The 2,426-nt window shown below is 59.7% G+C and carries 2 protein-coding genes; one reads left to right on the top strand and one right to left on the bottom strand.

Annotated elements, in window-relative coordinates; translation table 11 throughout:
- Positions 1-1,836 (bottom strand): hypothetical protein (locus ACO0LC_RS29050; RefSeq protein WP_423009727.1); only part of this gene is annotated, 1,836 nt, incomplete at its 3' end.
- Between ACO0LC_RS29050 and ACO0LC_RS29055 the strand changes: the two genes are divergently transcribed.
- Positions 1,798-2,426 (top strand): LysM peptidoglycan-binding domain-containing protein (locus tag ACO0LC_RS29055; protein ID WP_423009729.1); only part of this gene is annotated, 629 nt, incomplete at its 3' end. The genes ACO0LC_RS29050 and ACO0LC_RS29055 overlap by 39 nt on opposite strands.

Raw genomic sequence — 2,426 nt, forward strand, 5'->3', positions numbered from 1 at the left:
GAAACCGTGCTGGCCACCGAAACCGGTGCCTCCCTCAATGGTCTCGTCATGAGCAATGGCCGCTACAATGGCGGCCGCCTCAATGTTCGCCCGGCAGCAGAATTCATGGACACCATGGTCGTTGCCACCAGCGCCACCGGCCAGGCCAGCGGCAAACAAGACATCGTCCCTGGCGTGACAGGCTACTTCCGTGACAATCGCTACAATGCCATGAATGCCTTGGTTGGCAGCAGCAGCGACGACCACGTCTGGCGCAACTTTGGTGTCGATACCCAGGGCCATGCAGTCGAAACCGACGTCACCGTCACCGAAAGCGGCAATGCCGTCTCCACCAGCTATGCCCACTACGACCTCCTTGGTCGCCAGGACGCCAGCTACAGCGACGTCTTTACCGCCACCACCATCAGCAATGGCAGCATCAGCCAAAGCGCCCAGCGCAGCATCGCCCGCCAGACCTACGACTACGCAGGCAACGTCAACAGCCACACCGACGCTGCTGGCCACCTCAGCACCGCCAGCTATGACGAAGCAGGCCGCCTGGCCAGCCAGACCGATGCCCTGGGTCACACCAAGAGCTTCCATTACGATGCCCAGGACCGTCTGGTCGCCACTACCGATGAAAACGGCCACACCAACTACCGTCATTACGACCTCAGTGGCCAGGTAGACAAGACCACCGATGCTACCGGCCTCATCCAGCAATACCAGCATGACGCCTTTGGCCGCACCATCTACGCCATTGACGGCAATGTCAACTACACCAACCTGCGCTACGACCAGCGCGACGGTCTCCTGCAACAAGGCAAGACCGAGTTCGAACTCGACGCCTGGGGCCAGCGCATCGCCCAGCATGACACTGGCGACGCCAGCAGCACCAGCGGCCACCGCCGCCAGACCACCTACGACCAATACGGTCGCGTCACCAGCGTCACTGATTGGAAAACCAGCGTTGACCAAGCCCAGCCACAAGCGGTGACCACCTACCGCAGCTACGACAGCTACGGCAACCTCATTGCTGAAGTCGACGGCAATGGCAAAGGCACCGCCTACCAGTACGACGGCTTTGGTCGCATGACCCGCCGTATTGACCAGGCAGGCCGCGCCACCATCTACACCTACGACGAGCAGAGACGCCAGGCACTGCAGACCAGCACTGACAAACAAAACATTCGCAAGAGCTACGATCAGGCAGGTCACCTCATCCAGGTTGTTGACAGCGCCACCGGCACCCAGACCGACTACGCCTACGACATCAACGGCCAGCGCGTACAAGAAAAAGTCCACAGCCAGCTCGATGGAGAAGGCCAGGCACACAACCGCGACGTACGCAACCAGTACGACGAACTCGGTCGCCTGACCGGCTTTAGCGACGCCATCACTGGCGTCTCCCAAAGCATGCAATACGACGCCGTCGGCAACCGCACCCGTGTCACCGGCAGCGGTGGTGGTGTCAGTGTCGACCACATCAGCGTCTACGATGCGGCCGACCGTATTACCAGCACAGTCACCGCCGATGGCCAGGTGAGCATTACCTATGACGCTGCAGGCAACCGCAAGACCAGCACGGTAGGTGGTGTCACCACCACCTACAGCTATGACGCCTACAACCGCGTCACCGACGGCACCGGCAGCGATGGTAGCAGCCAGCACTGGGAATACGACGCTGGTGGCAACGTCACCCTGTATGCCGAAGGCAAAGGCGGCATGCTCACCAAGTCCACCCGCAGTCGCTACGACCAGAGCGGCCAGGTCCTGTGGAGCCGTACCGACAACGATCCTGGCACCCCAAAAGCCAGCATGCAGGAAACCTACAACCGCTACGACAATGCAGGTCACCTCATCGCCAGCAGCCTGCACATGATCGACGACAAGGTCAACAAGACCTTCCAGTACCTCTACGACATTGATGCCACGGGTCAGCAAAACCGCATCCGCGCCTTTGGTGATGCCAACGGCAACAGCATCCTCGTCTATAACGAAAACCACCAGCTCGTCATCGTCAACCAGGGCAAGGGCGATGGTAAAGACAGGGCAGAAACCAGCCGCTACATCTATAACGCCGACAACCAGATCCTCAGCAAGATCCATGATGACGGCAAACACGGTGTAGAAAGGATGGAGTACCACTACACCAACGGCAACATCGAAGCCCAGACAGGTGTCGATGCTGAAGGCAAGAACCAGAGCAAGCTAGACACCGGCAACTACGCCTTCTTCCAGATGCTCGATGACAGCCACCCCGGAGGTGTCAGCCATTACACCATCAGGTCAGGTGACACCCTGCAAGGCATTGCCAGCGCCGTCTACGGCACCTCCAGCCTGTGGTACCTGATTGCCGACGCCAATGGCCTCACCGCCGAGAGCAGCCTCACTGAAGGCAATGTCATTACCATTCCGAATACCGCGCAGACGGGGAGGATTGATAG

This window comes from Undibacterium sp. JH2W, assembly GCF_049340425.1.
In the GTDB taxonomy this organism is placed as follows: domain Bacteria; phylum Pseudomonadota; class Gammaproteobacteria; order Burkholderiales; family Burkholderiaceae_D; genus Undibacterium.